This is a genomic window from Halorubrum trapanicum (genome assembly GCF_017873555.1).
GTDB classification, from domain to species: domain Archaea; phylum Halobacteriota; class Halobacteria; order Halobacteriales; family Haloferacaceae; genus Halorubrum; species Halorubrum trapanicum.
Map to the genome: position 1 here is coordinate 1 of NZ_JAGGKE010000016.1, position 19,759 is coordinate 19,759.

Annotated in this window: 24 protein-coding genes; 12 read left to right on the forward strand and 12 right to left on the reverse strand. The window is 69.8% G+C overall.

Annotation, left to right across the window (positions count from 1 at the left end; all coding sequences use genetic code 11):
* The first annotated feature begins 248 nt into the window (after nt 1-248).
* From J2744_RS13895 to J2744_RS13925, 7 genes are all read left to right on the forward strand, one after another.
* Nucleotides 249-734, forward strand: coding sequence for a YbaK/EbsC family protein (locus tag J2744_RS13895; RefSeq protein ID WP_210113845.1), 486 nt, complete (start codon nt 249-251; stop codon nt 732-734).
* A gap of 126 nt (nt 735-860) precedes the next feature.
* The gene (locus J2744_RS13900; protein WP_210113846.1) at nt 861-1,850 is read left to right on the forward strand and encodes a metal ABC transporter substrate-binding protein; all 990 of its coding nucleotides are present in this window, start codon (nt 861-863) and stop codon (nt 1,848-1,850) included.
* Between the two features lie 97 nt (nt 1,851-1,947).
* Entirely contained in the window at nt 1,948-2,688 is a 741-nt protein-coding gene (locus J2744_RS13905) for a metal ABC transporter ATP-binding protein (RefSeq protein WP_210113847.1), read from the forward strand.
* Complete coding sequence (locus J2744_RS13910) at nt 2,688-3,764, forward strand: metal ABC transporter permease (RefSeq protein WP_210113848.1); 1,077 nt, start codon at nt 2,688-2,690, stop codon at nt 3,762-3,764. Before J2744_RS13905 ends, J2744_RS13910 begins: the two co-directional genes overlap by 1 nt.
* A 96-nt stretch (nt 3,765-3,860) precedes the next feature.
* Entirely contained in the window at nt 3,861-4,145 is a 285-nt protein-coding gene (locus J2744_RS13915; protein ID WP_210113849.1) for a DUF7545 family protein, read from the forward strand.
* 103 nt (nt 4,146-4,248) lie between these two features.
* Entirely contained in the window at nt 4,249-4,692 is a 444-nt protein-coding gene (locus J2744_RS13920; protein ID WP_210113850.1) for a thiol-disulfide oxidoreductase DCC family protein, read from the forward strand.
* Nucleotides 4,693-4,768: 76 nt separating this feature from the next.
* Nucleotides 4,769-5,272 (forward strand): GIY-YIG nuclease family protein, encoded by a 504-nt coding sequence (locus tag J2744_RS13925; RefSeq protein ID WP_210113851.1) that lies wholly within the window; start codon nt 4,769-4,771, stop codon nt 5,270-5,272.
* Between the two features lie 19 nt (nt 5,273-5,291).
* Here the strand turns inward: J2744_RS13925 and J2744_RS13930 are convergent, their stop codons facing one another.
* From J2744_RS13930 to J2744_RS13940, 3 genes are all read right to left on the reverse strand, one after another.
* Nucleotides 5,292-5,774, reverse strand: a complete 483-nt coding sequence (locus tag J2744_RS13930) for an acyl-CoA thioesterase (RefSeq protein ID WP_210113852.1) — start codon at nt 5,772-5,774, stop codon at nt 5,292-5,294.
* A 63-nt stretch (nt 5,775-5,837) separates the two neighbouring features.
* A complete protein-coding gene (locus J2744_RS13935; RefSeq protein ID WP_210113853.1) occupies nt 5,838-6,296 on the reverse strand; it encodes a bifunctional nuclease family protein in 459 nt (152 codons plus the stop codon).
* Nucleotides 6,297-6,407: 111 nt separating this feature from the next.
* Nucleotides 6,408-7,121, reverse strand: a complete 714-nt coding sequence (locus J2744_RS13940; RefSeq protein WP_210113854.1) for an ArsR/SmtB family transcription factor — start codon at nt 7,119-7,121, stop codon at nt 6,408-6,410.
* 132 nt (nt 7,122-7,253) lie between these two features.
* Here J2744_RS13940 and J2744_RS13945 point away from each other — a divergent pair, with 132 nt between their 5' ends.
* The 3 genes from J2744_RS13945 to purM all read left to right on the forward strand — a co-directional run bounded on the left by J2744_RS13945 (nt 7,254) and on the right by purM (nt 10,826).
* Complete coding sequence (locus tag J2744_RS13945; protein ID WP_210113855.1) at nt 7,254-9,032, forward strand: TraB/GumN family protein; 1,779 nt, start codon at nt 7,254-7,256, stop codon at nt 9,030-9,032.
* A complete protein-coding gene (locus J2744_RS13950; protein ID WP_210113856.1) occupies nt 9,029-9,703 on the forward strand; it encodes a zinc metalloprotease in 675 nt (224 codons plus the stop codon). Before J2744_RS13945 ends, J2744_RS13950 begins: the two co-directional genes overlap by 4 nt.
* Nucleotides 9,704-9,785: 82 nt before the next feature.
* Nucleotides 9,786-10,826 (forward strand): phosphoribosylformylglycinamidine cyclo-ligase, encoded by a 1,041-nt coding sequence (gene purM, locus J2744_RS13955; RefSeq protein WP_210113857.1) that lies wholly within the window; start codon nt 9,786-9,788, stop codon nt 10,824-10,826.
* Between the two features lie 538 nt (nt 10,827-11,364).
* Here purM and J2744_RS13960 read toward each other — a convergent pair.
* The 3 genes from J2744_RS13960 to J2744_RS13970 all read right to left on the reverse strand — a co-directional run bounded on the left by J2744_RS13960 (nt 11,365) and on the right by J2744_RS13970 (nt 13,864).
* Nucleotides 11,365-11,664, reverse strand: coding sequence for a DUF6360 family protein (locus J2744_RS13960; RefSeq protein WP_210113858.1), 300 nt, complete (start codon nt 11,662-11,664; stop codon nt 11,365-11,367).
* A 2-nt stretch (nt 11,665-11,666) separates the two neighbouring features.
* Nucleotides 11,667-13,466, reverse strand: a complete 1,800-nt coding sequence (locus J2744_RS13965; RefSeq protein ID WP_210113859.1) for a nitrite/sulfite reductase — start codon at nt 13,464-13,466, stop codon at nt 11,667-11,669.
* A 92-nt stretch (nt 13,467-13,558) separates the two neighbouring features.
* A complete protein-coding gene (locus J2744_RS13970) occupies nt 13,559-13,864 on the reverse strand; it encodes a hypothetical protein (protein WP_210113860.1) in 306 nt (101 codons plus the stop codon).
* 216 nt (nt 13,865-14,080) lie between these two features.
* Between J2744_RS13970 and J2744_RS15460 the strand changes: the two genes are divergently transcribed.
* On the forward strand, nt 14,081-14,206 hold the full coding sequence (locus tag J2744_RS15460; RefSeq protein WP_280921426.1) for a hypothetical protein: 126 nt from the start codon (nt 14,081-14,083) through the stop codon (nt 14,204-14,206).
* Complete coding sequence (locus J2744_RS13975) at nt 14,203-14,385, forward strand: hypothetical protein (RefSeq protein ID WP_210113861.1); 183 nt, start codon at nt 14,203-14,205, stop codon at nt 14,383-14,385. Before J2744_RS15460 ends, J2744_RS13975 begins: the two co-directional genes overlap by 4 nt.
* 24 nt (nt 14,386-14,409) lie before the next feature.
* Here J2744_RS13975 and J2744_RS13980 read toward each other — a convergent pair whose 3' ends face one another.
* From J2744_RS13980 to ilvC, 6 genes are all read right to left on the reverse strand, one after another.
* Entirely contained in the window at nt 14,410-14,949 is a 540-nt protein-coding gene (locus tag J2744_RS13980; protein WP_210113862.1) for a CBS domain-containing protein, read from the reverse strand.
* A gap of 109 nt (nt 14,950-15,058) precedes the next feature.
* Complete coding sequence (locus J2744_RS13985; RefSeq protein WP_210113863.1) at nt 15,059-15,433, reverse strand: DUF555 domain-containing protein; 375 nt, start codon at nt 15,431-15,433, stop codon at nt 15,059-15,061.
* 95 nt (nt 15,434-15,528) lie between these two features.
* The gene (locus tag J2744_RS13990; protein ID WP_210113864.1) at nt 15,529-16,527 is read right to left on the reverse strand and encodes an isocitrate/isopropylmalate family dehydrogenase; all 999 of its coding nucleotides are present in this window, start codon (nt 16,525-16,527) and stop codon (nt 15,529-15,531) included.
* The gene (gene leuD / locus J2744_RS13995) at nt 16,524-17,192 is read right to left on the reverse strand and encodes a 3-isopropylmalate dehydratase small subunit (protein WP_210113865.1); all 669 of its coding nucleotides are present in this window, start codon (nt 17,190-17,192) and stop codon (nt 16,524-16,526) included. The genes J2744_RS13990 and leuD overlap by 4 nt, the downstream gene beginning before the upstream one ends.
* Nucleotides 17,189-18,610: a 3-isopropylmalate dehydratase large subunit gene (gene leuC / locus J2744_RS14000; RefSeq protein ID WP_210113866.1), complete on the reverse strand. Its 1,422-nt coding sequence runs from the start codon at nt 18,608-18,610 to the stop codon at nt 17,189-17,191. The genes leuD and leuC overlap by 4 nt, the downstream gene beginning before the upstream one ends.
* 70 nt (nt 18,611-18,680) lie before the next feature.
* Complete coding sequence (gene ilvC / locus J2744_RS14005; protein WP_210113867.1) at nt 18,681-19,739, reverse strand: ketol-acid reductoisomerase; 1,059 nt, start codon at nt 19,737-19,739, stop codon at nt 18,681-18,683.
* Between the last annotated feature and the right edge of the window lie 20 nt (nt 19,740-19,759).

Below are 19,759 nucleotides of genomic sequence, written 5' to 3' on the forward strand. Positions count from 1 at the left end.
TTGTCGTGCACAGACTGGACTTCCTCATTCCTTCCGAAAGATGCCTCGATAAGCCGCCGCTATCTCGCGGTTTCTCGCTTAACTAAAGACAGATGTCACGTCGGGGGAGGGGGACGCCCGCGTGGTCAAGGACAAAGACGAGCTTCGGACCCGCTGACGACCTCTGACTACCGCCGACACCGGCCGAGAGTCCGCGCAGTTTCACCGCCTCCGAGAGCTTGATACCGGCGGGACGCGGCTCGGATCGCATGCATCCACGCGCGGCGGAGTTCGAGGAACGGACGCGAGAACGGTACGAGGTCGACCTCGACGTGCTGGAGTTCGAGGCTGGCACGGAGACGGCGGCCGCCGCGGCCGACGCCGTCGGCTGCGAGACGGGCGCCATCGCGTCGACCATCGTCGTGTCGCTTTCGGGCGGCGAGCGGGACGGAGCACTCGTCGCGGCGATCACGAGCGGCACGAACCGGTTGGCCCTCGACGCCGTCGCCGACCACTTCGGCGCCGACGCCGCCGAGATGGGCGACCCGAGCCGCATCCGCGAGGTCGTCGGCTGGAGCATCGGCGGCGTCCCGCCGGTCTGTCACGATGACGCGCTCCCGACCGTCTTCGACCCGACGCTCGCCGAATACGACACCGTCTACGGGGCGGCGGGGACGCCGAGCGCGGTGTTCGCGGTCGAGCCGGAGACGCTCGCCGAACTCGCGGACGCGACGGTCGTCGACCTCACCGAGTGACCCGCGGCGGCTCTCGCCGCGTCTCGGACGCCGAGTTGTTAAGCAAGGGCGCTCTCGTCGGCCGAGTTATTAATATAGTGTTGTGAAATAATAACCTTTTTCTGTTAACCGGCGCTACAGATCGGTATGACTCACTCACGGCGGTCGGTGCTGCGGCGCGGGGCCGGAGTCGCGGCCGCGGGGACGGCGGCGTCGCTGGCGGGGTGTTCCGGCGCCGCAGACGGCGGTACCGGAGGGTTCGACTCCGGCTACGCCGCCTTCTTCACCCTCAACGACTGGGCGAACGAGATCGCGGGCGAGCGCGCGAGCTTCGAGGACCCGGTCGACGTGGGGCAACTGGGCCACGGCTGGACGCCGGACGGGAACCTCGCCGCGGACGTCGCCGCGACGGACGCGTTCGTCTACCTCGACAGCCCGGAGTTCTCGTGGGCGCAGGACCTCGCCGGAACGCTGGAGGCGGACTACGACACGGTCGCGGTGATCGACGCGCTCGACGGGTTAGAAGACGAGCTGCTCGACTGGGACCACGCTCACGGCGAAGAGGGCGACGGCGACGACGGCGGCAGCGGGACCGAGCAGCGGTACGACCCCCACGTCTGGGTCGACCCGGTCCTCGCGGCCGAGATGGTCGACACCATCGCGGTCGGATTCGGCGAGGCAGACCCGGACAACGCGGACGCCTACGCCGCCAACGCGGAGGAGTACGCGGGGGAACTCGACGCGGTCGACGCCGCCTTCGAGTCGATCGCCGAGGGCGCCGCACGCGACGTGGCCGTGCTGGCGGGCCACAACTCCTTCCAGTACCTGGAGGCGCGCTACGGGTTCCGGCTCCACTCGCCGACCGGCGTCTCGCCGCAGAACGAGCCGACGCAGTCGGCGATCGCCGACACCATCGACCTCGTCGACAGCGAGGGGATCGAGGTCGTGCTGTACGACCGCTTCCAGTCGCCGCGGCTCGCGGAGTCGATCGTCGAGAACAGCGGCGCGACGGAGGCGGTCCCCGTCACGCCCGCCGGGGGGACGACCCGCGAGTGGAACGACGCCGGGTACGGCTACCTCGAACAGATGACCGAGATCAACGTCCCCGCCTTCGAGCGGGCGTTCGGCGCGCAGTGAGCCGCCCCTCCAGCGAACCACCGGCCCAACTGGCTGCGCGCGGCGATGACGGACTAAAAGAGCTAAACGTGCGGCCGACCCACGTCGGGTACACGCAGTGAGCGCAATCGTCGACCTCGACGCCGTGACGTTCGCCTACGGCGACACCGTCGCCGTGAGAGACGTCTCCCTGACGGTCGAGGAGGGGGATTTCCTGGGACTCGTCGGGCCGAACGGCTCCGGGAAGACCACGCTGCTCCACCTCATGCTCGGCCTCCACGAGCCGGACGAGGGGGCCGTGGAGCTGTTCGGCCGCCCCGTCGACGAGTTCGACGACGGCGGCCGGATCGGCTACGTCTCCCAGAAGGCGACGAGCCGGGGCGGCGCGATGCCGGTCACCGTCCGCGAGTGCGTCACGATGGGCCGGTTCGCACACGCCGGACGGGGACGGCTCTCCGCGGCCGACCGCGCCGCCGTCGCGGACGCCATCGAGACGGTCGGCATCGGCGACCTCGCCGACCGCCTCGTCTCGGAGCTGTCCGGCGGACAGAAGCAGCGGGCGTACATCGCGCGGGCCCTCGCGAGCGACGCGGACCTGCTCGCGCTCGACGAGCCGACCGTCGGCGTCGACGCGGAGTCCCGGGACGCCTTCTACGCGCTCCTCGACGAGCTCAACGACGAGGGGATCACGATCATCCTCATCGAACACGACATCGGCGTCGTCACGGACCGCGCGAACCGCATCGCCTGCGTCAACACCGAGCTGTATCACCACGGGGACACCGAGTCGTTCGTCGAGAGCGACGCCCTCGCGGAGGCGTACGGCACGACCGGACAGGTCGTCCACCACCACCACTGATGAGCGGAGAATCGCAGACCGACGGCGACCGTGACCGCTCCCGTCCGGACCGCGCCGGCCGCGACCGCGGACTCCGCCGGACCGCGGAGCTCGTCGGAATCGGTCTCACCGCGGTCGTCGCGGCCGGAATGCTCGGGTTCGTGCTGCTATACTGGGCGCAGGACCTCCCGGTCGCGAGCGAGCTGTACGCCGCGTTCCGCTCGCTCGGGCGCGGGATGGACGCCGCGTTCGGGACGAACGTGTTCCGACACCCGATCATGTGGCAGTCGATGGCGGTCGGCGTGCTCGTCGGGGTCGTCGCCCCGCTCGTCGGCTCCTTCCTCGTCCACCGCGAGATGGCGCTGATCGGCGAGACGCTCGCGCACACCGCGTTCGCCGGCGTCGCGATCGGGATCCTCGTCACCTCCTCGACCGGGTGGAACGGGTCGCTGCTGCTCGTCGCGCTCGTCGTCGGGATCCTCGGCGCGCTCGTGGTCCAGTGGCTCACCGACCGCACCGACGCCTACGGCGACGTGCCTATCGCGATCATGCTCAGCGGAAGCTTCGCGGTCGGGACGCTGATCATCAGTTACGGCGACGGCCTGACCGGGGTGAACATCCAAGGCTACCTGTTCGGGAACCTCGCGGTCGTGACGCCGGAGGGGGCGCGGCTGATGGGCGCGCTCTCCCTTATCGTCGTCGCGGCCGTGGCGCTGACGTACAAACAGCTCCTCTTCATCACCTTCGACGAGCAGGCCGCGCGGGTCGCCCAGCTCAACGTCACCGGCTACAACACCCTGCTCGTGGTGTTGACGGCGGTCGTCGTCGTCGGCGCGATGCAGGTGCTCGGCGTCATCCTCGTCGCCGCGATGCTCGTCGTCCCGGTCGCGGCCGCCTCGCAAGTCGCCCGGAGCTTCCGCGAGACGATGTACCTCGCGGTGATATTCGGCCAGCTGTCGGTGCTCGGCGGCTTCGCCGTCTCGATCGGTCTCGGGCTTCCCTCCGGGGGGTCGATCGTCGTCACGGCCATCGCGGTGTACCTCGCGAGCATCGTCGGCTCCGGCTTCTCGGTGAAGGCGATATCGGCGCACGGCTGAAGGCGAGCGACTCCCCGCGACACTCGGAAGCGGCGACCGCGCGCGGCTCCCGTCCGGTTTCCACAGACCCTTATGTCGCGACCGCGACCCACGCGTATGGGAGAAACCGAGACCTACACGGTCGCCGGTCCCGACGGTGACGAAGAGTCGTTCGAACTGCCCGCCGGACTCGTCGACGTCCTCAGCGAGCAGGGCGAGCCGGCGACGGCGGTCGTCTCCGACGTGGTCGTCCAGGCGATGGCCCAGCAGGCGCACGTCATCGTCCACCACAGCGAGGGCGACGTGCCCGAGGACATCGCGGAGATGAACGAGACGGCCGCGGAGCTGTTCGAGGAGCGGTTCGGACAGCCGCTCGAAGAGGCGCTCGGCCACTCGCATTAAGCGGGTTCGACGCGTCGCGGCACCCGAATGTGCCGCCGCGCGGCCACCCCGAACCAGTTCGGCTGACCGGCCGCTTAAGCCGGTCGAGACCCTATTCTCCGACATGTCTACCGACCCGGACGGCGCGGACGCTCCGGTGTTGATCTTCGACGGCGACTGCCCGTACTGCTCGGTCGCGGCGGTCGCGCTCCGGCGGCTCGACGGGGTCGTCGCGGTCCCGTGGGAGGCCGACCCGGTCGGCCCGTTCCTCGACGCACAGTTCGGCTCGCGCCCGTTCGCGATGGTGTTCGTCGACCCCGTCGAGCGCCGGGTGTACGCGGGCCGGTCGGCCGCCGAGGAGCTGGCCGAGCGCGCCGGGACGCCCGGGATCGTCGGCGGACTCGTCCGCGACAACTACGACCGCATCGCCGGCGCCGTCGGCGCGCTGTCGGGGCGCGACCGCGACCCGGCGGACTTCCACGACACTTACCCGCTCGACGACGAGGCGGGCGAGATGGTGACCTCGCTCCGGTCGGCCGCCGACGAGGCGCCGGCCGCGCTGTCGTGAGCGCGGCGGGGACTCCGGCGGTCGACGCTCGGGTGGTCGACACCGCGGCGGCCGACGCTCCGGCGGTGATCGCTCGATGAGCGACGCCGGGGGCGGCAGCTACACGCTCGTCGTCGACCTCGAAGCGGACGCGACGCTGTCTGCGGGCGCGCTCGGCGAGTGTGACCTCCCGGCCGGCGCGTACGCCTACACGGGGAGCGCGCTCGGCGCCGGCGGCTTCTCCCGGGTCGACAGACACCGCCGGACGGCGCGCGGCGACCACGACGTCCGCCACTGGCACGTCGACTACCTGCTCGGCCACCCGGCGGCGCGGGTCGACCGCGTCGTGCGGAGCGTCGGCGTCGACGTCGAGTGCGCGGTCGCCGAGCGGCTGCCGGCCGGGCCGATAGCGGGGTTCGGTGCGTCGGACTGCGGCTGTCCGAGTCACCTGACCGCCGGGGACCGGTACGAGACCGCCGAGTGCGACGACGACGCGCTCGACGCCCTCGCGGGGCGCGCGCTGGCGGCCCACGAGGCGGCGGTCGCGGCGACCGACGACACGGACGCGACCGTCGAGGTCGTCGCGGGCTCCGAGATGTAGGCTTCCGGGCCGCGTCGGATCAGAGATCGTAGCGCTCGACGACCTGCCGGAGCTGTTCCTCTCGCCCGTCCAGGGCGTCGTCGCGGAGCGCCGCCTCGTCCTCGGTCGGACACTCCAGGTCGGGGACCGGCGTCGGGCGTCCCGCGTCGTCGAGCGCGACGAAGGTGAAGTAGGAGGTAGTCGTCCGGCGCGTCTCGTCCGTTCGGGGGTTCTCGGCGCGCACGTCGACTTTCACGTCGACGCTCGTCCGGCCGGTGTTGAACACGTACCCCTCGATGATCGCGACCTCACCGGTCTCGATGGGCGCGATGAAGTCGACGTGGTCCATCGAGGCGGTGACCACCTGTCGGTTCGAGAATCGCATGCCGGCGATGGCCCCGCAGATGTCCATCCAGTGTAACACGGCGCCCCCGAGCGCGCGACCGAGGTTGTTCGTGTCGTTCGGCAGCAGCATCTCCGTCATCTCGGTGTGCGATGAGGCGAGCGTGGCCGTCTCGTCCATGCCAGTCGTGGGAGGGCGGGCGACTTGAACGACCGGCTTCGGAACGCAGGCCCGGGCGGCGATTCAGCGCTCCTCGGAGGGGTCGCCGTCGCCGCCGAACTGGACCGAATCCGGCGGGCGGCCCGCCTCGTCTATCACCTCGTCGGTCACGACGACCGGACAGTCGACGCGCACGGCGAGCGCGAGCGCGTCGGAGGGGCGTGCGTCGAAGACGAACCGCTCGGGTTCGCCGTCGTCGTAGCGCTCGGCGTCGACCTTCGCGTAGAAGGTGCCGTCGTGGAGGTCGTCGACGCGGACGCGGTCGATGGCGCCGCCGAACTCGGTGAGGATGTCGACGAGGAGGTCGTGAGTGAGCGGTCGGTCGAACGGTTCGCCCTCCAGCGCCATCCCGATCGACTGAGCCTGGTCGCCACTGACGAAGATCGGGACGTACTCGCCGCGCGCGGACAGGATCACCGCCGGGACGTCGCCGCTCGGCGCCGACCCCGCCCCGACCCCGACGACCTCGGCTTCGTGTTCCATACCCGAACGTGGTGGCGGCGGCTTGAATAGCTGTCCCACGCGCGAGCCGGATTCGAAGTTCGGCCTCCCGGTCCGGGGCGCGGCCTACCGGTTCGACGCCCGATCGCGGCTCTACCGGCTCGACGCCCGATACCAGTACGCCCACGCGAGCGTGAACACGAGCGCGGCGCCGACGAAGAAGACGACCCCCGGCTCGACGAGCGAGACGGCGTACTCCCTGAGCGGGTCGCCGACGAGTTCGATCGCGCCGTCGGCGCTCTCGGCGGCGGTGTTCTGGTCGGGGACGCTCTCGATGGTGGGACCGTCGGCCGCGGCCCCATCGGCGCCGTCGGCCGCGTCGGTTGTGGCAGTCCCCGCGTCGCCGCCGACCGAGGGACCGCCGAGCGATCCGACCGCGAGGAGGCGCTGGGCCGCGACCGCGGCGAGACCGATTATCCCGTAGCCGCCGAGCAGGCGCATGAGCGCGGTCTTGATCCCGGTCGACTCCTCGGAGCCGCCCGCGAACAGCACGAGCGGTTCGTCCGCGGCGGCGTACACGTCCATCTCGCGGCCCTTCTCGGAGTAGGCGGTGTCGACGACGTCGACGAGGTCGGCCTCGTCGAGCCGCGAGAGGTGGTACTGGACGTTCTGAAGGGAGGTATCGACCTCTTTGGCGAGTTCGGACTTGGTCGCCGGACGGTCGTGGAGCGTCGAGAGGATCGCCCGGGCGGTCTCGGAGCCGAGGGCCGCGATGAGGTCGTCCGCCTCGTCGTCGTCGACGCCGACGACGCGCGGCTCGCGCTCTTCGGGGGGCGTATCCGGCAGGGAGGGCAACAGCCGGGACATGCGAAGGAGTGAGACCCGTGAGAATACAAATTTGTTGGATCGTCGGGGACGGGGCGGCGCGTCGGCGGCGGCAACGTCGAGTTCCGACACCGACTCACAAACCCTAAACGCGGTGACCGAGTACGACGGATGATGACAGAGACGTCACGGGGGAGCGACGAGGCGACCCCGTCGACCGACGGGTCCCCGCGGACCGACGGCGGCGACCTCGACGCGGAGCCGCGCCGTGACCCCGCCGGCGACGACGGGACAGTCACGGTCGTCGGGACCGCGCACGTGTCGGAGCGCTCCGTCGACGAGGTCGAGGAGACGATAGAGCGGGAGCGCCCCGACGTCGTCGCCGTCGAACTCGACGAGGGGCGCTACCGCCAGCTCAACGGCGAGACCCCGGACGACCTCGACGCCGGCGACTTACTCAAGGGGAACACGGTGTTCCAGTTCCTCGCGTACTGGATGCTCTCGTACGTCCAGACCCAGCTCGGCGAGCGGTTCGACATCGAGCCGGGCGCCGACATGAAGGCCGCCGTCGACGTCGCCGAGTCGCTCGGGATCGACGTCGCCCTCGTCGACCGCGACATCCAGACCACGATCCAGCGCTTCTGGGCGCGCATGACGATCACGGAGAAGCTCCGGCTCGTCGGCGGGCTGGCGTTCGGCGTCAGCGACCCGCGCGTCGCCGGCGTGATCGGCGGCCTGGTCGTCGGGATCCTCGCCGGGCCGGCGATCGGTCTCTTCGGCGGCGCCGTCGGGATCACGAACGCGGTCCTGACGAGCGTCGCCGGGGGCGTCCTCGTCGCGCTCGCGGTCGGCATCGTCGTCGACCAGGTCGGCACGCTCGCGCTCTCGCCGGACCAACGGCTCTACGCCGCGGTCGGCGCCGGACTCGCCTTCGGCGCCGCCGCCGGAGTCACGGGCGTTGCCGACGGTCTCGTTTCGACGTACCTCGGCGGCTTCGCCGTGACGGCCATCGGCGGCTTCGGGATCGGTATCGGACTCGGGCTGGTCGTCGGCGGCTTCCTCGCGCTCGCGGTTGGCGCGTTCGCCGGCGGCGACGTCGACGCCGAGGCCGGCGGAATCGAGGAGCTGGACGCCGCCGACCTTACCGACACGGACGTGGTGACGATGATGATGGAGGAGTTCCGGCAGTTCTCCCCGGGCGGCGCGGAGGCGCTCATCGACGAGCGCGACGCGTTCATCGCCCACCGGCTCGTCGCGCTCCGGGAGTCCGGCTACGACGTGGTCGCCGTCGTCGGCGCCGGCCACCAAGCGGGGATCGAGCGCTACCTCGCAGACCCCGCGACTCTCCCGCCGATGGAAGATCTGGTCGGGCAGGAGTCCGGCCGAGGGCTGCCGTGGAAGAAGGCGATCGGCTACGCGATCACGGTCGGCTTCGTCGGCTTCTTCGTCCTGCTGGCGCTCGGCGGCGCCGGAAACGAGTTCCTGATCCGGCTGTTCGGGGCGTGGTTCCTGATCAACGGCGCCTTCGCGTTCGCGTTCGCGAAGGTCGCCGGCGCGCGCTGGCTCTCGGCCGGCGTCGGCGGCGCCGTCGCGTGGATGACCTCGATCAACCCGCTGCTCGCGCCCGGCTGGTTCACCGGCTACGTCGAGCTTCGGAGCCTCACCGTGAACGTCGCCGACATCGGCGCGCTCAACGACCTGCTCGGCGACGAGACGCGGTCGCCCGCGGAGCTGGTCTCCGCCATGCTCGACGTGCCGCTGTTCCGGCTCATCGTCGTCGTCGCGATGACGAACGTCGGGAGCATCGTCGCGAGCTTCCTCTTCGCGGCGTACGTCATCCCGGCGATGTTCGGCGCGGAGGTCGGCGGCGTCGAGGACGTCGGACGGCTGCTCGTCGACGGCGCGATCAACGGCGTCGACCTCGTTCGCGGCGCCCTCGGGGGGATCGCATGAGCGACGCCGGGACGTTCTCCGGGCGGCGGATCGCGGGTCTCTACTTCAGCGGCACCGAGCTCCGCGACCTGCTCGTGGCGTGGCTCGCGCTCGGCGTGGCGTTCATGCTGTTCTTCGTCAACGGCTGGGCCGGGATCGGACGGATCCTCGCGGCGGGCGTGCTCCCGCCGCTGTTCGTCGCGCTCGCGACCGCCGGGGTCGCCTTCCTCCTCCACGAGGTCGCACACAAGGTGGTCGCGGTCCACTACGACCAGGTCGCGGAGTTCCGCGCGGACAACAGCATGCTGTTTCTCGCCGTGATGAGTTCGCTGTTGGGGTTCATCTTCGCCGCGCCGGGCGCCGTCCACCACCGCGGGCGACTGACGCCGCGCGAGCACGGCCACATCGCGCTCGCCGGGCCGGTCGTGAACCTCGGGCTGATGGTCGCGTTCGTTCCGCTGTACGCGTTGGGCGGGGTCGTCGGCAGCGAGATAGTCACGATCCTCGGCTCCCGCGGGATCGCGATCAACGCGTTCCTCGCGGCGTTCAACCTCGTCCCGTACGGTCCCCTCGACGGGAAGACGGTGCTGAACTGGAGCAAGCCCGTGTGGGGCGGTTTTTTCGCTGTCTCCGTGCTGCTCACGGTGTGGATCGTGTTCGTCCGGGAGATTGGCTTCAACGGACCATTCTGACGCGAGGGCGTCGGCCTTTCCCATCTCTCACCAACCCGAAGGGAACGGTGCGTTTTTGCTCCGCGGGCGTGCTCTCACACACATGTCCGAGGGCGACGGGGGCGACGACGAGGGATCGGGCGGGGCGACCGACGGCGACGAACTCACCTACGCTGACGCGGGCGTCGACATCGACGCGAGCGAGGCCGCGACCGCGGCGCTGATCGGCGCGGTCGGATCCGACCCCGACGCGGACGACGCCGGGAGCGACTACGCCGGCCTGCTCGACATCGGCGACCGCTACCTCGCGCTCGCGACCGACGGCGTCGGGACGAAGCTGCTCGTCGCGGAGGCGCTCGGCGACTACTCGACGGTCGGGATCGACTGCATCGCGATGAACGTCAACGACCTCGTCGCGGCCGGCGTCCGCCCGGTCGCGTTCGTCGACTACCTCGCGGTCGACGAGCCGGACGAGCGGTTCGCCGAGCAGGTCGGCGAGGGACTCTCTCGCGGCGCGGAGCTGGCCGACATGGAACTCGTCGGCGGCGAGACGGCGGTGATGCCCGACGTGATCCGCGGCCTCGACCTGGCGGGGGCCTGCGTCGGTCTCGCCGCGAAGGACGGCGTGTTCGACGGCCGGGCGAAGCCGGGCGACGCCTTGGTCGGCTGGCGCTCGTCGGGGATTCACTCGAACGGACTCACGCTGGCGCGCGAGGCCGTCACGCGCGACCACGCCTACGCCGACCCCTGTCCGTTCGACGGCTACGAGACGGTCGGCGAGGCGCTCCTGGAGCCGACCGCGATATACACCGACCTGCTCGACCCGATGCGCGAGCGCGGCGTGCGCGGCGCGGCCCACGTCACCGGCGGCGGCTGGACGAACCTGACGCGGCTGGGCGCGAACCGGTACGTCGTCGAGGAGGCGTTCGACCCCCAGCCCGTCTTCGAGTTCGTCCAGTCTGAGGGGAGCGTCCCCGACGAGGAGATGTACCGGACGTTCAACATGGGGACCGGCTTCGTCGCGGCGCTTGACTCGGATGACGCCGAGTCGCTTGCCGACGAGACCGGGGGCCGTGTGATCGGGCACGTGGAGGAAAGCGAGGGCGACGAGGGAAGCGTCGCGATCCGCAGACTAGAATTATAAGTGGTTGCTGTCGACACCGTTATTGATCGTTTATAAATAAACGGTGGCGTGAGGGCCGTTTCTCGCGGGGTTCGACGCGCTCGCTGATAAACCGTTACTCGCGCGGCGGACCCTTTCCGATTCTCGGTTGATCGCTTATAAATCCGTAACGTCGGATCGATGGTGAACTCCTCCAAAGCCCCCGCCGCTCGTTTATAAATAGCTGAGCATGGATCGACGGTGAAATCCTCCAAAGCCCCAGCCGCGAGGCGGCAGTACGCTCGTTGCGCTCCTCGTCACTCGCTTCGCTCGTTCCTGCGGTGCTTACGTCGCCTACTACCGCCTCGCGGCTGCCCCTTTGAGTCCCACCCGACCGCACAGCGACCGCACCTCACACCTCCCCAGCCTCGTCGCGGGCCCGTTAAAACCGCCCCGGCACCCCCCCCCCCCCCCCCCCCCCCCTCCGGGGGGGGGGCCTCTAACCCGCGCCCGCGACTCCCTCGCACGCGCTCCTCGCGCCCTTCGGGCGCTCGGAGGCGCGCGCCACCGCGTAGTTCGTTTATAAAGAGTCGTCGTCTGCGCTTTTCGCGGCTTCGACGCGATCCGCCGTCGACTCCAGCGCCTCGGCCAGCGTTCTCGCTTGCGCGGGCGAGAGGTCGATCTCGTCGGCGTGGGCGGCGAGGTCGTCGACCGCCGTGTTGTCGAGTTCGACTTCCAGCGTGACCTGTTCGGGATCCTCCCGCGGCGCGGTGACGTTCACGACGCCGGGCGCGTCGGTCTCGAACTCGTGGCCGCGGGCGCGCCCGTCGACGAGTTCGAGGGTCGTGTAGGCGTTCACGCGGATGAGGCGGTCCGGCATCGTCAGTCGTCCGCCGGGGTCGAGGGCGCGTCCTCCATCGAGTCGTTCTCGGCGTACGGGTACCAGGTGCGCTTCGTGTTGTGCAGCATCGGGTCCTCGTAGTCGGTCTCCTCCGGCTCCACGAACGCGTCGAGTTCGTCCTCGTCGTGGCGAGCGACGAACGCCCGGAACGACTCGCCCTCGTCGCGCTCGGCGGCAAACGAGTCTATCAGGTTCGCGATCGCTCCCGGCACCTCGTCGGCGGGCACGCGCTGGGTGACCCAGCGAGCGAACCCCGGGTCCTCCCCGAGGCCGCCGCCGAGACCCACGTCGAGCGCCTCGACCGGGTCGCCGTCCTTGCGGGTCTTCATCCCGCGCAGGCTCACGTCGGCGATCTGCGGCTGCGCGCACGAGGCCGTACACCCGGAGAGGTGGACGTGGAACTCGTCGACGTCGGCGGGGAGGTCGACGTTGGCCTTCAGCCAGCGCGCGAACCGGACCTGCCGGTTCTTCGTCTCGACGATCGACAGCGAGCAGAACTCCGTGCCGGTACACGCGACCGAGCCGCGCATGAACGGCGACGGGTCGGGCGAGTAGTGTTCGAGCAGCGGCTCGTCGAGGAACTCGTCGAGCGCGTCGTCCGGCACGTCGGTGACGATGACGTTCTGGCGCTGCGAGAGCCGGACCTCGCCGGAGCCGTACTCCTCGGCGAGATCGGCCAGTTCGAGCACGTCGGCCGCGCCCATCCGCCCGACGAGCACGTTCAGGCCGACGAAGTTCGCTCCGTTTTTCTGGTCGTGGACGCCGATCAGGTCGTTGCGCTCGCCCTCGCCTGCGTTGTAGGTGTACTCCTCGCGAACGTCGCGGCCGGCGCTCTCCAGCTCGAAGTCGACGTACTCCTCCTGGAGCGTCTCGCGGACCTCCGCCGCGCCCCACTCGTCGACGAGGAACTTCACCCGCGCGTTGTACCGGTCCTCGCGGTCGCCGTAGTCGCGGAACAGCGCGGAGAGGCCGCCGGCCACGTCGGGGACCCGCTCCGGCGGCACCCAGACGTCGATGTCGCGGGCGAACCGCGGCTCGTTGCGCGCGAGTCCGCCGCCGACCCGGACGTTGAAACCGACCGCGTCCCCGTTTTCGTCGCCGTCGCCCTCGCTTTCGTCGTCCCCGGCTTCGCCGCCGTCTCCGCCGATCGCCTTGTACGCCGGCTCGAACGCGAGGTCGTTGATGTCGCCCTGCCCGGAGCCGTCGGCGGAGCCGGTCACGGACACCTTCCACTTCCGCGGGAGGTTCGCGTGGTCGTCGTTCCCCTTGAACCGCTCGTTGAGGTCACGAATCACCGGCCACGCGTCGATCACCTCCTGTCCGTCCTTGCCCGCGACCGGATTCCCGACGATGTTCCGCCACGAGTCCCCGCAGGCCTGCTGGGTCGAGAGTCCGTTCTCCTCCAGCTTCTCGAAGACCGCCGGCACGTCCGGCAGCTCGATCCAGTGGAGCTGGATCGACTGCCGGGTGGTGAAGTCGGCGTACGCGTCGCCGAAGACCGGATTCGTCCCGGGACCGCGGGCGTACTCGTCGGCGATCTCTCCGACGACGCGGAGCTGTCCCGGTTCGAGCACGCCGTTCGGGGTGCCGATCCGCAGCATGAAGTACCCCTCCTGTCCGTTCCGCTGGTGGTACAGGCCCCACCACTTGAACCGCTCGAACCACGCGTCCCGCTCGTCGTCCGGGATCGAGTCGAACCCCGCCTCGGCGAACTCGAACAGGCGGTCGCGCACCTCGTTGCCGTACACCTCCGATTTCCAGTTCTCGACGTCGGTTGGCATCGATCCGGCCTACAGCCGACACCCACATAGCTGACGGCGTGGTGTCAACCTTTCCCGGTGCCCCACCAACGTGGCACGTGTTGCCGCTACCCTCAGCGCCGCACTCGGCGGACGGCGGAGCGGTCGAATTCGACGAACTCGCCACCGCGTACCCGCCCGAGCGGGATCCAGCCGGTGGTCCCCGTCGCCCCGCACGCGATACACTGGCCGTACACCCGCGCCTCGACGGTCGAAGCGTCGACGCCGACCGACTGGAAGTTCTCGACGACCAGGTCCGCGAGCGCGCACTCGCACAGATCCGGCGCGTCGACCCGCCACAGTTCGCTGACACGCACTTCCCGGCTGTCGTTGACAGATATCCACGCTCCGTCGTCGAGGACGCGCAAACGGGTGGTCACGCACGCAGTTCGGCCGCGACGACCCAATGAGTGACGGTGCTCGCAACCGACGACAGTACCGATGACGGTCCAGTATCGAAAAACCGGCAGACTACACCGCCATACACTGTAAAATTAGTCTCCGAATTACCGGACATGAAATCCGGTATCCGAGAGTAGTGGTTCGATTTACACGCGTACCGACACTTATGACTCGTGCCCGGTTACGACGGTGTAATGACCGATTCGGTTCCCGGCCCCACCGACAATCGACCCGTCGACCCGACCGGCGACGAGTACCGACAGCACGCGTCCGCGGACGTCGCGCCCGAACTCTTCGGCGATATCTCGGAGCGACGATGACCGAGCGAGGAAGTTCCCGAGCGACAGACGACGAACGGAGAGACGTCGGAAACGAAGCGAACGCGGAGGGAGAGAGGGACGCCGAACCCGACGACGGCACGGACCACCTCGACGATGTCGAGGACGGCGCGGGGTGTACGGAGATATGGGAGCGGCTCTCCGAGCGGCGGGAGGAGTGAGAGGGATCGGTCGGGAGCGGTCGCTTACGACAGCTGCGCGGCGATGTCAGCCTCCGTGATGATCCCGACCGTCTCGCCGCCGTCGGTGACCATCACGGCCTTGTAGTGGTCGAGCAGATTTCTGACCTCGTCGACGGTCGCGGACGGCGCGACCGTCGGGAACGACTCGCTCATCACCTCGCTCACGGGGTGGTCGCCGACGTTCTCGCCGGCGTGGACGATGTCCCCCTGACTGATCGAACCGACCGGCACGCCGTTCTGGAGGACGGGGAGCTGCGAGTACGCCTCCGCCTCCATCAGCTCGACCGCCTCGCTCACGGCGTCGTCGGGGGCGACGCTGATCACGGTCTCGTTCATCAGGTCGGTCGCGCGCACGACCTCGCCTTCCGCCTCTTGGAGCGCGTTGACGATACGGCGGAGCGTCGAGAGCCGGGGGTCGACGTCGCCGCCCTCGATCCGCGCGATGAGGGGCTGGGAGACGTCCGCGGCGTCGGCGAGCTCGCTCTGGGTCAGGTCGAGCGCGGTCCGGCGCTCGCGGAGGTCCTGTGGCGTCGGCAGTTCCATGCCGACTAATTACTTAAGGTTATTAGAAAAGCTTTCGGCAGCGACCGAACTCGCGCCGCCGGAGAGTCTCGGCCCGCCGATGTCGGCCGAGCGCGGTCCGCGGTCGCCCTTATCGCTCCGCGTCTTCGTCCTCGTCGTCCGCCTCGGTCTCGAAAACGTCGATGACTTCGAGGGGGACGTCGCGGAGCGCGCCGCCGACCTCGCTTTTCGCGATCCGCTCGGCGTGCTCCTCGCTGTCGGCGTTGAAGATGTCGATCTCTAAGAGAAGCCCCACGAGCGCCGTGTTCGCCGCGAGGAACGCGGCGTCGAACGGCTCGCCGCAGGCCGGACAGCCGGTGACGCCGGGTTCGACCTCGACGTACTGCTTGTCCGTCTCGTTGAGTCGCTTCCCGGCTTCGCTGACCGCGACGCCGATGGCGTCGTCGGTCTCCTCGACGTCTCGGACCAACCAGGCGGCTTCCATCGCGACTTCGTAGTTGCTCATATTCGAGCGAACGGGCCGCAGGGTTTCTTGTCTTGTGGTTCGCCCGCGGTCGCGGCCGCCCCGTCGATCGGGGGCGACCCGCGGTGAAGCGCCCGTTACAGCCGGTCGACGATCGCCGCGGTGACCTCGTCGGTCGCCGCGGCGCCGCCGAGGTCGCCGGTTCGCGGGCCGTCGGAGAGCACGTCCTCCACGGCGTCGCGCACGCGCGTCCCCTCCTCGACGTGGCCGAGGTACTCCAGCAGCATGGCGGCCGACAGGATCGCCGCCGTCGGGTTCGCGACCCCCTCGCCGGCGATGTCGGGCGCGGTGCCGTGGACCGGCTCGAACAGCGCGTTGTCGTGGCCGACGTTCGCGGAGGGGAGCAGCCCCAGTCCGCCCACGAGTCCGGCGGCCAGGTCGGAGAGCACGTCGCCCGCGAGGTTCGGGCAGACGATCACGCCGTACTGCGTCGGGTCGAGCGGGAGCTTCGTCGCGAACGCGTCCATCAGCTCCTCGTCGGCGTCGACGCCGCGCTCGTCGGCGACCGCGAGCACCTCCTCGCGGAAGCGCCCGTCGGTCTCGCGCATCACGTTCGCCTTGTGCGCGACGGTGAACCCCTCGTCGGGGTCGCCCGCGGGGCCGCGCCCGTCCCCGACGAACTCGCAGGCGTACTCCGCCAGCTCCCGCGAGGCCGACGAGGTGACGACCCGCGTCAGCGTCGAGAGGTCCTCGGAGAGGCGGTCCTCGTGGCCCGCGTAGACGCCCTCGGTGTTCTCGCGGAGGAACACCACGTCGGTCTCCGGCCGGAGCGCGTCGACGCCGGGGTACGCCACCGCGGGTCGGACGTTGACGAACGAGTCGACCGCCTCGCGCAGCGGGAGGATGACGTCGGCGGCGGTCTCGCCGGCCGCGCCGAACAGCGTCGCGTCCGCGTCCCCGACCGCGTCGTACGTCTCGGCGGGGAGCGCCTCTCCCGTCTCCGCCTTCGTCGCGTCGCCGGCCTCCGCCTCGACGAACTCGAAGTCGAGGTCGAACGCCTCCAGCACCTCGACGGCGGCGGGGACGACCTCGCGGCCGATCCCGTCGCCCTCGATGACGACGACCTCGTGGCTCACGCCTCGTCCCCCGCCGCGGTCTCGGACACGTGTTCGTCCGGAACGTACGGCAGCGACCGGGCAGTCTCGCGGACCGCGCCCTCGTTCGCGCCCATCAACGCCGTGGTGTCCCAGACACCCTCGACGAGCGCCTTCCGCTGGGCGTCGTAAACCGTCGCGTCGATCACGGTGTCGCCGTAGGCGATCGTCTCCGCGGCCACGTCGATGTCGACCTCGGCGTCGGGGTCGGTCTCGACGTAGTCCTGCAGCGCCTCGATCTCCTCCTGATCGGCCGTGACCGTCGGGATACCGAGCGCGAGGCAGTTGCCCGCGAAGATCTCCGCGAACGACTCGCCGACGACCGCGTCGATCCCCCAGCGCATCAGCGCCTGCGGGGCGTGCTCGCGCGACGAGCCGCAGCCGAAGTTGGCGTTGACGACCAGGACGTTCGCGCCCTTGTACTTCTCCTCGTTGAACGGGTGGTCCTTCTCGTTGTCCTCGTCGTCGAACCGCTGGTCGAAGAAGGCGAACTGCCCCAGCCCGTCGAAGGTGACGACCTTCATGAACCGCGCCGGGATGATCTGGTCGGTGTCGATGTCGTTGCCCCGGACCGGGATCCCGGTGCCGGAGACCTCGGTGACCTTCTCGGCCGGCGACTCGCCGTCGCTGAACTCGGGCGAGCTCATACGGTCGCCACCTCCTCCATCTCGCGGACGTCGGTGACCTCGCCGGTCACCGCCGCGGCCGCGACCATGATCGGACTCATCAGCACGGTGCGCCCGTCCTTCGAGCCCTGCCGGCCGACGAAGTTCCGGTTCGACGAGGAGGCGCTCGCCTCGTCGCCCTCCAGCTGGTCGTCGTTCATCCCGAGACACATCGAACAGCCGGGCTCGCGCCAGTCGAAGCCGGCGTCTTTGAACACCTCGTCGAGCCCCTCGGCCTCGGCGGCGTCGCGGACTCGCTGGCTGCCGGGAACGACCATCGCGCGCACGTCGTCGTCGACCTCGCGGCCCTCGACGAACGCCGCGGCCTCGCGGAGGTCCTTCAGCCGCGCGTTGGTACACGAGCCGAGGAACGCCACGTCGATCTCGTACCCCTCCATCGTGTCGCCCGGCTCGACGCGCATGTGCTTTTGCGCGCGCCGTGCCGTGTCCTGGTCCTCCTCGGACAGCTCGTCGGGGTCCGGGATCGGTTCGGTGATCCCGGCCGTCTGGCCGGGCGTGGTCCCCCACGTGACGGTCGGCTCGATCGCCGAGCCGTCGATGGTGACCACGTCGTCGTACTCGGCGTCGTCGTCGGTCCGGATCGACTCCCAGTAGGGTTTCAGCCGCTCGAACTCCTCGGGGTCGTCCTCGAAGGCGTCCGTCTCCTTGAGCCACTCGTAGGTGGTCTCGTCGGGGTTGACGTACCCCGCGCGGGCGCCGCCCTCGATCGACATGTTACAGATGGACATCCGCCCCTCCATCCCGAGGTCCTCGATGGCCTCGCCGGCGTACTCGTACACGTGGCCGACGCCGCCGTCGGTCCCGAGCTTCCCGATGATCGTGAGGATGACGTCCTTCGCGGTGACGCCCTCGCCGAGCTCGCCCGTGACCTCGATCTTGCGGACCTTCTGTTTCTCCATCGCGACGCAGCCCGTCGCCAGCACGTCGCGGATCTGCGAGGTGCCGATGCCGAACGCCAGCGCGCCGAACGCGCCGTGCGTCGACGTGTGCGAGTCGCCGCAGACGATCGTCATCCCCGGCTGGGTGAGCCCCTGCTCCGGCCCGATGACGTGGACGATCCCCTGATCGCCGGAGTCCGGATCGGAGAAGTCGATGCCCGAGCCGCGGACGTTCTCCTCCAGCTCCGCCATCATGCTCTCGGCCGCGTCGTCGCGGTAGGGGCGGTCGCGGTTCCCGGTCGGCACGATGTGGTCGACCGTCGCGTGCGTGCGCTCCGGGAACGCGACCTCCTGCCCGCGCTCTTTCAGCATGCCGAACGCCTGCGGGCTGGTGACCTCGTGGACGAGGTGGAGCCCGACGAACAGCTGGTCCTGTCCGGTGGGTAACCGCGTCACCGTGTGTCGGTCCCACACCTTGTCGTACAGCGTCCCCTCGCTCATCGGCACTCACCCGTGTGGCGCGTGGGGTGTGCGGTGTCGTCCGGCCGGTTCGCGCCGCCGCGTACGCCCATCAGGCGGTCACCTCGGCGCTCTCCTCCTCGTCGTCTTCGGCCGACTCCTCCCACGCGAACAAGCCGCGGAGCTCCTCGCCGACGGCCTCGATCTCGTGGTTCTTCTCGGCGGTCCGGAGCTGGGTGTAGGAGGGCCGCCCAGCCTGGTTCTCCGCGATCCACTCGCGGGCGAACTGCCCGTTCTGGACCTTCTCCAGCACTTCCTCCATGTTCTCGCGGGCGTGCTCGTCGACGACCACGTCGCCCTGCGTGAGTCCGCCGTACTCCGCCGTGTCGGAGACGGAGTCCCACATCTCGCCCAGCCCGCCCTCGTACATGAGGTCGACGATGAGCTTCAGCTCGTTGAGACACTCGAAGTACGCCATCTCCGGCGAGTAGCCGGCGTCGACGAGCGTCTCGTACCCCTGCTTCACGAGCGAGGTGACGCCGCCGCAGAGGACGGCCTGCTCGCCGAACAGGTCGGTCTCGGTCTCCTCGCGGAACGACGTCTCGACGACGCCGGCGCGGGTACAGCCGATCGCGGCCGCGTACGCGAGCCCCTCGTCGTGCGCGTCGCCGGTGGCGTCCTGATACACCGCGAGCAGGCCGGGCGTCCCCTCGTCGTTCTCGTAGTTGCGGCGGACGAGGTGGCCCGGCGACTTCGGCGCGACCATCGTCACGTCGACGTCCTCGGGCGGCTGGATCTGGTTGTAGTGGATGTTGAACCCGTGCGCGAACTGCAGCGTGTCGCCCGCGTCGAGGTTCGGTTCGATCGCCGCCTCGTACACGTCCGGCTGGACGGTGTCGGGGACGAGGACGCTCACCACGTCGGCCTCGGCGACCGCGTCGGCGGGGGCCTCCACGCGGAGCCCGTCGCTTTCGGCGGCGGCCCGCGAGGAACTGTCCTCACGGAGACCGACGACCACGTCGACCCCGCTGTCCGCGAGGTTCTGCGCGTGGGCGTGGCCCTGCGAGCCGTAGCCGAGGACGGCCACGGTCTTGTGTGCGATCGCCTCCTCGTCGGCGTCTTCGTCGTAGTATACTGTCGAGTCGAACGTCTGGGTGTCGTCTTCGGTCATGTGTATCGTGTGGGTTCGCT

Coding starts and splice junctions, on each gene's coding strand:
- J2744_RS13895 (WP_210113845.1), top strand. CDS start 249: ATGCATCCACGCGCGGCGGAGTTCGAGGAACGGACGCGAGAACGGTAC.
- J2744_RS13900 (WP_210113846.1), top strand. CDS start 861: ATGACTCACTCACGGCGGTCGGTGCTGCGGCGCGGGGCCGGAGTCGCG.
- J2744_RS13910 (WP_210113848.1), top strand. CDS start 2,688: ATGAGCGGAGAATCGCAGACCGACGGCGACCGTGACCGCTCCCGTCCG.
- J2744_RS13915 (WP_210113849.1), top strand. CDS start 3,861: ATGGGAGAAACCGAGACCTACACGGTCGCCGGTCCCGACGGTGACGAA.
- J2744_RS13920 (WP_210113850.1), top strand. CDS start 4,249: ATGTCTACCGACCCGGACGGCGCGGACGCTCCGGTGTTGATCTTCGAC.
- J2744_RS13925 (WP_210113851.1), top strand. CDS start 4,769: ATGAGCGACGCCGGGGGCGGCAGCTACACGCTCGTCGTCGACCTCGAA.
- J2744_RS13930 (WP_210113852.1), bottom strand. CDS start 5,774: ATGGACGAGACGGCCACGCTCGCCTCATCGCACACCGAGATGACGGAG.
- J2744_RS13935 (WP_210113853.1), bottom strand. CDS start 6,296: ATGGAACACGAAGCCGAGGTCGTCGGGGTCGGGGCGGGGTCGGCGCCG.
- J2744_RS13940 (WP_210113854.1), bottom strand. CDS start 7,121: ATGTCCCGGCTGTTGCCCTCCCTGCCGGATACGCCCCCCGAAGAGCGC.
- J2744_RS13945 (WP_210113855.1), top strand. CDS start 7,254: ATGACAGAGACGTCACGGGGGAGCGACGAGGCGACCCCGTCGACCGAC.
- J2744_RS13950 (WP_210113856.1), top strand. CDS start 9,029: ATGAGCGACGCCGGGACGTTCTCCGGGCGGCGGATCGCGGGTCTCTAC.
- purM (WP_210113857.1), top strand. CDS start 9,786: ATGTCCGAGGGCGACGGGGGCGACGACGAGGGATCGGGCGGGGCGACC.
- J2744_RS13960 (WP_210113858.1), bottom strand. CDS start 11,664: ATGCCGGACCGCCTCATCCGCGTGAACGCCTACACGACCCTCGAACTC.
- J2744_RS13965 (WP_210113859.1), bottom strand. CDS start 13,466: ATGCCAACCGACGTCGAGAACTGGAAATCGGAGGTGTACGGCAACGAG.
- J2744_RS15460 (WP_280921426.1), top strand. CDS start 14,081: ATGACCGATTCGGTTCCCGGCCCCACCGACAATCGACCCGTCGACCCG.
- J2744_RS13975 (WP_210113861.1), top strand. CDS start 14,203: ATGACCGAGCGAGGAAGTTCCCGAGCGACAGACGACGAACGGAGAGAC.
- J2744_RS13980 (WP_210113862.1), bottom strand. CDS start 14,949: ATGGAACTGCCGACGCCACAGGACCTCCGCGAGCGCCGGACCGCGCTC.
- J2744_RS13985 (WP_210113863.1), bottom strand. CDS start 15,433: ATGAGCAACTACGAAGTCGCGATGGAAGCCGCCTGGTTGGTCCGAGAC.
- leuD (WP_210113865.1), bottom strand. CDS start 17,192: ATGAGCTCGCCCGAGTTCAGCGACGGCGAGTCGCCGGCCGAGAAGGTC.
- leuC (WP_210113866.1), bottom strand. CDS start 18,610: ATGAGCGAGGGGACGCTGTACGACAAGGTGTGGGACCGACACACGGTG.
- ilvC (WP_210113867.1), bottom strand. CDS start 19,739: ATGACCGAAGACGACACCCAGACGTTCGACTCGACAGTATACTACGAC.